Annotated in this window: 6 protein-coding genes and 2 pseudogenes; 4 read left to right on the plus strand and 4 right to left on the minus strand. The window is 60.1% G+C overall.

Going from position 1 to position 8027, the window contains the following annotated elements; genetic code table 11:
• The 4 genes and pseudogenes from ACRXB1_RS24420 to hydA all read left to right on the plus strand — a co-directional run.
• A pseudogene (locus ACRXB1_RS24420) lies at positions 1-135 on the plus strand (FAD-dependent oxidoreductase); the annotation flags it as partial.
• A 35-nt stretch (positions 136-170) separates the two neighbouring features.
• Positions 171-1463 carry an NAD-dependent dihydropyrimidine dehydrogenase subunit PreA gene (gene preA / locus ACRXB1_RS24425; protein ID WP_449493498.1) on the plus strand — a complete coding sequence of 431 codons (1293 nt, stop codon included), beginning with the start codon at positions 171-173 and terminating at the stop codon, positions 1461-1463.
• Between the two features lie 122 nt (positions 1464-1585).
• Complete coding sequence (locus ACRXB1_RS24430) at positions 1586-3094, plus strand: NCS1 family nucleobase:cation symporter-1 (RefSeq protein ID WP_062003644.1); 1509 nt, start codon at positions 1586-1588, stop codon at positions 3092-3094.
• A 40-nt stretch (positions 3095-3134) separates the two neighbouring features.
• Positions 3135-4613: a dihydropyrimidinase gene (gene hydA / locus ACRXB1_RS24435; protein WP_449493499.1), complete on the plus strand. Its 1479-nt coding sequence runs from the start codon at positions 3135-3137 to the stop codon at positions 4611-4613.
• A gap of 61 nt (positions 4614-4674) precedes the next feature.
• Here the strand turns inward: hydA and ACRXB1_RS24440 are convergent, their stop codons facing one another.
• The 4 genes and pseudogenes from ACRXB1_RS24440 to ACRXB1_RS24455 all read right to left on the minus strand — a co-directional run.
• Positions 4675-5949, minus strand: coding sequence for an MSMEG_0569 family flavin-dependent oxidoreductase (locus tag ACRXB1_RS24440; protein ID WP_449493500.1), 1275 nt, complete (start codon positions 5947-5949; stop codon positions 4675-4677).
• A gap of 29 nt (positions 5950-5978) precedes the next feature.
• Positions 5979-6263 (minus strand): MSMEG_0570 family nitrogen starvation response protein, encoded by a 285-nt coding sequence (locus ACRXB1_RS24445; RefSeq protein ID WP_172812042.1) that lies wholly within the window; start codon positions 6261-6263, stop codon positions 5979-5981.
• A 24-nt stretch (positions 6264-6287) separates the two neighbouring features.
• Positions 6288-7412, minus strand: a pseudogene (locus ACRXB1_RS24450) (MSMEG_0565 family glycosyltransferase); the annotation flags it as partial.
• Positions 7412-8027, minus strand: a 616-nt coding sequence (locus tag ACRXB1_RS24455) for an AIR synthase-related protein (RefSeq protein ID WP_449493501.1), incomplete at its 5' end; no start/stop codon positions are given. The pseudogene ACRXB1_RS24450 and the gene ACRXB1_RS24455, both read right to left, overlap by 1 nt.

The following is an 8027-nucleotide window of genomic DNA, read 5'->3' on the forward strand; positions in this document are numbered from 1 at the left end:
TCCAACGTCTGGGCCGGCGGCGATTGCGCGGCGCATGGCGGTATCGATTTGACGGTGCAGGCCGTGCAGGACGGCAAGCTCGCGGCAGAGGCCATCAGTGCGTCGTTCGCGGCCACGGCCATCAAGGCAGCCTGAGGCTGATAAACACCCCACGATAATGGAGCCAGCTCATGGCCGATCTTCGCAACAATTTTGTTGGTATCACTTCGCCCAATCCTTTCTGGCTCGCATCCGCACCGCCCACCGACAAAGCCTACAACGTCAACCGCGCGTTCGAAGCGGGCTGGGGCGGTGTAGTCTGGAAAACACTGGGGCTCGATCCGCATGTGGTGAACGTGAGTTCGCGGTACGGTGCCGTGCAATGGAACGGCCAGCGGATTGCGGGGCTGAACAACATCGAGTTGATCACGGACCGTCCGCTTGATATCAATCTGAGAGAAATCAGGGAGGTCAAACGCGACTGGCCGGACCGCGCGTTGATCGTTTCATTGATGGTGCCATGCAACGAGCGCGACTGGAAGTGGATCTTGCCGCTGGTCGAAGACACCGGAGCCGATGGCGTCGAGTTGAATTTCGGCTGCCCGCATGGCATGAGCGAGCGCGGCATGGGCGCCGCGGTCGGGCAAGTGCCCGAGTACGTGGAGATGGTCACGCGCTGGGTGAAGGAAGGCACGCGGATGCCGTGCATCGTGAAACTGACGCCGAATATCAGCGATATCCGCACGAGCGCAAGGGCGGCGTACAAGGGCGGTGCGGATGCCGTGTCGCTGATCAACACGATCAATTCGATTGTCGCGGTCGACCTCGACGTCATGGCGCCCATGCCGACTGTCGACGGCAAGGGCACACATGGTGGATACTGCGGCCCGGCTGTCAAACCGATCGCGCTGAACATGGTCGCGGAGATTGCGCGCGATCCTGAAACGCCGGGTTTGCCCATCTCCGGAATCGGCGGTATTTCGACGTGGCGTGACGCCGCCGAATTCATGGTCCTGGGCGCGGGCAATGTCCAGGTCTGCACGGCCGCAATGCACTATGGGTTCAGGATCGTGTCCGATCTCGCCGACGGCCTGTCCAACTGGATGGACGAAAAAGGCTACGCCACGCTCGACGATATTCGTGGCCGCGCCGTCCAGAATGTCACGGACTGGAAGTACCTGAATCTGAAGTACGACATCAAGGCGCGCATCGACCAGGACAAGTGCATTCAGTGCGGACTGTGTCACATTGCTTGCGAAGACACCGCGCATCAGGCGATCATGCGCGAGAAAGACGGCAAGCGCCATTTCGAGGTGATGGATTCCGAATGCGTCGGGTGTAATTTATGCATGCACGTGTGTCCGGTCGAGCAATGCATCACCATGGAACGCGTGGACGCCGGCGAGTACGCAAACTGGACGACGCATCCGAACAACCCGGCTCGTGTGGTCGCCGACGTTGAAGAAAGCGTCAAGGCCGCATAGAGTTCAGATGCTTTACGAAACACCAGCGCTTGTCACCAGACGTCCCCAGACGGCCGACGCCCGAACTGTTTTATAAGCCGATCCCGGGCGCGGACCGCAACGATCTTGAGGAGATCAACTCGATGAAGCAGACAGCGCATTCCGTCGACCCGCAGTTCGCGGCCGGCGCCAGCAGCAGTTTATATAACGACGACCTGGCGCCGACCACCCCTGCGCAGCGCACCTGGAAGTGGTATCACTTCGCGGCGCTCTGGGTGGGCATGGTCATGAACATCGCGTCGTACATGCTTGCCGCCGGCCTGACCGAGGAGGGCATGTCGCCGTGGCAGGCCGTGATAACCGTGTTGCTCGGCAACATGATCGTGCTCGTACCCATGCTGCTCGTCGGTCACGCGGGCGCAAAACATGGCATTCCGTATGCGGTGCTCGTGCGTTCATCGTTTGGAACGAAGGGCGCGAAACTTCCGGCGTTGCTGCGGGCAATCGTGGCTTGCGGTTGGTACGGCATCCAGACGTGGCTGGGCGGCAGCGCGATCTACACGTTGCTCAACATCCTGGCCGGCAATACGACGCATGGCGCGCCGATTCCCTTCCTGGACATTTCGCTCGGCCAGCTCGCATGTTTTCTGTTTTTCTGGCTGATCCAGTTGTACTTCATCTTGCGCGGCACGGATTCCATCCGCTTTCTTGAAAGCTGGTCCGCACCGATCAAGATCGTCATGTGCCTCGCGCTCGTGTGGTGGGCGACATCGAAGGCGGGCGGTGTCGGTGCAATGCTCGCACAGCCGTCGCAATTCGTGGCAGGCGGCAAGAAGGAAGGTTTGTTCTGGGCGACGTTCTGGCCAGGGCTTACCGCCATGGTCGGCTTCTGGGCCACGCTTGCGCTGAACATTCCCGACTTCACACGATTCGCTCGCTCGCAGAAGGACCAGATCATCGGGCAATCGATTGGTTTGCCTGCACCCATGGCGCTGCTTTCGGTGATCTCGGTGGTGGTGACGTCGGCAACGGTGGTGATCTACGGCAAGGCGATCTGGGACCCGATCGATCTCACCAGCCGCATGACCGGCATTGGCGTTGGTGTGGCGCTCATCATCCTCACGCTCGATACCATGAGCTGCAATCTCGCGGCCAATCTTGTGGGCCCTGCGTACGATTTTTCGAGCTTGTGGCCGAAACGTATTTCGTATCGCGTGGGTGGGATGATCACGGCGTTGATCGCGATCGTGATGATGCCGTGGAAGATTCTCGCGACCACGCAGGGCTATATTTTTACTTGGCTCGTCGGGTACTCCGCGTTGCTCGGACCCGTGGCCGGCATTTTGATGGTCGACTACTTTTTGATTCGCGGCACGCGGCTCGATACGCGTGAACTCTTCAACGAGAACGGCGAGTACAGTTATACCGGTGGCTGGAACATGGCAGCGGTGGTGGCATTGCTCGTGGGCGTGTTGCCGAACTTGCCGGGTTTCCTGCACACGGCGTTTCCCGCTTCGTTCCCTAACGTTCCCGCATTTTTCAACACGCTCTACACGTACGCATGGTTCGTGGGCCTCGCGCTTGCGTCGATCGTATATGGCGCGTGGATGAAAATGGGCAAGAGCCCGACGGCGCGCGTCGTTCGCGCCTGAATTTTGCAGGTCTTCACAGGACTTACAGGAGATACGCAACATGACGATCCTGATTCGCGGCGGCACGATCATCGATGCAGAGCGCACGTATCGTGCAGATGTGCTGTGCGCAGACCCGAAGGAAGGCGGCACGATCCTGCAGATCGGCCTCGACCTCGATGTGCCAGCGGGTACCGAAACCATCGATGCATCCGGGCAATATGTGATGCCCGGCGGTATCGATCCGCATACGCACATGGAGCTGCCGTTCATGGGAACGACAGCGAGCGACGACTTTTATACCGGCACGGCAGCGGGGTTGGCCGGCGGTACGACGAGCATCATCGATTTTGTTATTCCAAGTCCGAAGCAACCGTTGATGGAAGCCTTCAACGAATGGCGCGGCTGGGCGGAAAAGGCATCGGCGGATTATGGTTTTCACGTGGCCGTGACGTGGTGGGACGAGTCGGTGTACAAGGACATGGGAACGCTCGTGCGTGAACACGGCGTGTCCAGTTTCAAGCACTTCATGGCCTACAAGAACGCCATCATGGCCGACGACGAAGTGCTCGTGAACAGCTTCGCGCGATCACTGGAGTTAGGTGCGTTACCGACGGTTCATGCGGAGAACGGTGAGCTCGTCTTTCAACTGCAGAAGCAATTGCTCGCGAAAGGCTTTACCGGGCCGGAAGCGCATCCGTTGTCACGGCCACCCGAAGTCGAAGGCGAGGCGGCCAATCGTGCAATACGCATTGCGCAAGTACTGGGCGTGCCGATCTACATCGTGCATGTTTCATCGAAAGATGCCGTCGACGTCATCACGCGTGCGCGCAGCGAAGGCCAGCGGGTGTTCGCGGAAGTGCTGCCGGGGCATCTTGTTATCGATGAATCGGTGTATAGCGATCCCGACTGGAACCGTGCCGCAGCGCACGTGATGAGCCCGCCATTTCGCACGAGTGAACATCGCGAGGCACTATGGCGCGGTTTGCAATCAGGGCAACTTCACACCACGGCGACAGACCATTGTGTTTTTTGCGCGTCGCAGAAAGCGATGGGACGCGAGGATTTCACGCGCATCCCTAACGGTTGCGGCGGCGTGGAAGACCGCATGGCGATCCTCTGGCATTACGGCGTGAACCAGGGACGTCTCACGCCCAATGAGTTTGTGCGCGTGACGTCAACCAATGCGGCGCACATTTTCAACCTGTTCCCGCGCAAGGGTGCCGTGCAGGTGGGTGCGGATGCCGATCTGGTCGTGTGGGACCCGGCTGCGAGCAAGACGATCTCGGTGGAGACGCATCATCAGAAGGTGGACTTCAACGTGTTCGAAGGCTTGACCGTGCAGGGTCAGGCGACGCATACGCTCACGCGCGGCGCGCATGCATGGGCGGATGGCGACTTGCGCGCCGTCAAGGGTGCGGGGCAATATCTGAAGCGTCCGCCGAATGGTGCGTACTTCGACGCAACCCGCATCGCCAATCACCTGAAGGAGCCGCATCCGATTCATCGCGTGGGTGACAAGGTTGTGAAAGCGGCTTGAGGATCACGAAATTTTTTCGAATGCCGGCGCTTCATGCGCCGGCATTTTTTTATTTGTCTTTTCAAACGGCGACCTCATCGCGCGCTTTAGCTTCCCGATAAACGCTGACTTTTTTTACGACATACTCGGCGTCGCGCGCCACGCCCGAGAATCGTCCTGAGCCCCACGTGTGCAACCACGGCAAGCCGACGAAATAGATTCCATCGACAGGCGTCACCCCGCGCGTGTGCGCCGGATAACCGCGGCCGTTGAAGACAGGCGCATCGAGCCAACTGAAGTCGGGCGTAAAGCCGATACACCACACAATCGACCCTATGCCGCTTGTCTGCAGATCCAGCGTGGTGCGTTCCTCCGCAGGCGACCATACCGGCTCGTAGCGCGATCCCGGCGGCGCTTCGATGCCGTTCTTCTCGATGAACGCATCAATCCCTGCGTTGATGCCGTTGAACGTCTTGTCGGCGCTGTCCAGGTTATCGATAAGGTTCGGCGCGAAGTGCAGCACGCCATCCTGCAGGTCCTGCAGGCGTCCGTACAATTCCATGCCTTCGGCGGCGAACTTGCGCAAGTCGATATCGCGTCCGCCATCGCGGCCGGTCACGTAGTGGTTGGTGTTGTCGCGTACGCCTTCACGCAACGGATGTTGTTCGACGGGCATGTCGTAGTACTTCATGTCGGCGAGCCAGTCGACCACGTCGCGGCCTCTGTAGAAACGTGCGCAACGCGGCGCTTCGCCTACCGCGAGAATGACCTTGCGTCCAGCGAGATGCAGGTCCTCGGCGATCTGCGCGCCCGACTGCCCCGAGCCGACCACAAGCACGGCGCCTTCGGGCAACGCCTGCGGATTGCGGTATTCCGACGACTGTATCTGCGCGATGGAACGCGGCAGGCGCTCGGCCATGCGCGGCACGATGGGCGTGTGATATCCGCCCGATGCAATCACGATCTGATCCGCCGTGAACGCGCCCTGGCTGGTCGATACGCTGAATCCGCCTTCGCCATTTCGTGCGACACGCCTGACTTCGGCATGCTCGATCACGGGTGCATCGACCGCCTTGATGAAGCCGTCGAGATACGCAATGATCTCGTCTTTCACCATGAAGCCGTGCGGGTCGTCACCCGCGTATGGATAACCCGGCAGCGCGCATTGCCAGTTCGGCGTCACGAGGCAGAACGCATCCCAACGTTGCGATCGCCACGTATGCGTGACGGTGTTTTTCTCCAGCACGAGATGATCGATACCTGCCTGTCTAAGGTAGTAGCTCGCGGACAAACCCGCCTGTCCACCGCCGACCACGATCACGCTGTAGTGCGTCGTGTCCGCTGATATATGCGACATGATGCGTCCTCGCTGAAAAATGGCGGCGCTCAGACGAGCGCGATGACCTTGACCCGTGCGTCGGGTTCGTCCATGAAACGTTCGGCGTCGACCTCGATCTTCGCGAGCTGGTCCATCGCCGCCGAGCACGCGAAGCCGTACTTCTCGCGCACGCGTTCGGATGCAATGTTCAATGCCTCGCGGGCGCGCGAAACGAAGTCATCGACAGGATAGTCCTGGCCCGGCGTAAAGAAATCACTGACGACCTGCGATGGCGAATAGCAGTTGTCTTCGCTGTCATCAGGCCACTGGATTCGAAAATGCATGACCGGCATGGCGGCTTCCTGGAGAGATTTGAGGGCACGGCTTGCGAGCAAGCCGCTGTAAATGTCGAGATGTTTCTTCGCCGATGCCTGCCAGCTCATTCGCGCGAGCAACGCGGGGACGGCGTTTTCAAAATCGGTTTTGTGACGCCCGCTGATGACTTGTTCAAGCGCGTTCGTGATCGATTCGTGATCGGTTGGCGTGGCCCAGCAGCAGGTAGTGTCGTCGAGATATTCGGTGAAGGGCGCGATGTTCGATGCCACCACCGGCGTACCGCTTGCAAGCGCTTCGAGCACGACCAGGCCGAAACCTTCGCTCAGGGATACCATCGCGAGGACATCGGCGCGGCGAAATAATGCGGGCATTGCGGCGTCGTCCAGGGGGCCGGTGACGGTCACCGCATGCGTGAGGTTCAGCTCGGCTACGCGTTGCATGAAAGCGAGCGCGTATGCGTTGTGATCGAGCAGGCTCGCGCCTCCTGCAACCACGAGCCGCGCTTCGGGGCGGCGTTGGATCAATACCGCGAATGCTTCGAGCAAAGCGGCCGTGTTCTTGCGCGCTTCGATGCCGCCAACAGCCAGCACAACCGGCGATCCATCGATGCCTGACGCTTCGTCTTGATGCGTGCGTTGTGGAGAATAACGTGTCAGGTCGACACCGTTCGATACTGTGCTTGCATCGACTCCGTATTTAACCTGCATCAAGCGCGTCCACATTGCGCTCACGCACAACACACGATCCGCGTCGCGCCACGCACGCGTTTGCCAGGCAGCAAGGCGTGGGTTGTCGAAATGATCCAGGTGGTGAACGGTGCGGACGAAGCCCTTAATTGTGCCGTCTTCCTTGAGTTCCGCGAGCGCGTTTCCGCTGATGCTGTCCTGCGCGTGCAGCACGTCGAAACCTCCGGCGTCGCAGGCTCTCAAGCTCGCTTTCAAAGCGCGAAGACGTGCTTCCACCATTGCAACCGTGTTCTGCTGTGAGCCTTCAGTAGTTGCAAGAATCACCCGGCATGGCGGCTCACGGAATAACGATTCGCCAGGTGCAGCGGGTGCGAAGATCGTGACATCGTGACCTTCATCCACCAGCGCGGCAGCGAGTTCGAGCGTATGCACCACGCCACCGCGCGGATTGACCGAATGCGTAGTGAGGGCGACGCGCATTACGTCACGCTCCCTGACGTTATGAACGCGTCGTGCTCGAAGTTCCACAGTTCGGCGTGATCGTCGCCATCGTGAAGCGTGACCTTAAGTGATTCGTTGACCGTGCCGATCGATGCGCAAGCGAGACCACGTTCAACGAACATCTGTTCGACCCGTGCGACGTTTTCTTCACGCACGGACATCACGAAGCCGAAGCTGGGGAATGCGGTGAGCCATCGCACACGGTCGACCTGCGCCGGCGCCGGCAAGCGGGACAGATCGATGCTCGCGCCCACGCCGGAGCATTCCAGCAGCATCAGCGCGGTGCCCAGCGCGCCGGCCATGCTGATGTCCTTGGCGGCATCGCAGAGACCGGTTTCGGCGAGCATCGGCAGGACTTCGAGATCAGCGCGCAGACGTTCAACAGGTGCGCCGACCGATGCATTCCAGAACGGATACGGATCTTCGAAGCGCCCGCGCAAATCGACGGCCATCATCAACCGGTCGCCGGGCCTGGCGCTGAAACTGGACAGCAACTTCTTCGCGCGTCCAATAATCGATACCGCCAACTGCGCCTGATCGCTGCGCGCATTGCTGTGGCCGCCGACGATCGGTACGCCGTACGCCGCCGATGCA

This window comes from Caballeronia sp. M23-90, assembly GCF_053574605.1.

Excerpts from the sequence above, each read along its gene's own strand:
- preA (WP_449493498.1), top strand. The coding sequence starts at position 171 with ATGGCCGATCTTCGCAACAATTTTGTTGGTATCACTTCGCCCAATCCT.
- ACRXB1_RS24430 (WP_062003644.1), top strand. The coding sequence starts at position 1,586 with ATGAAGCAGACAGCGCATTCCGTCGACCCGCAGTTCGCGGCCGGCGCC.
- hydA (WP_449493499.1), top strand. The coding sequence starts at position 3,135 with ATGACGATCCTGATTCGCGGCGGCACGATCATCGATGCAGAGCGCACG.
- ACRXB1_RS24440 (WP_449493500.1), bottom strand. The coding sequence starts at position 5,949 with ATGTCGCATATATCAGCGGACACGACGCACTACAGCGTGATCGTGGTC.
- ACRXB1_RS24445 (WP_172812042.1), bottom strand. The coding sequence starts at position 6,263 with ATGCCGGTCATGCATTTTCGAATCCAGTGGCCTGATGACAGCGAAGAC.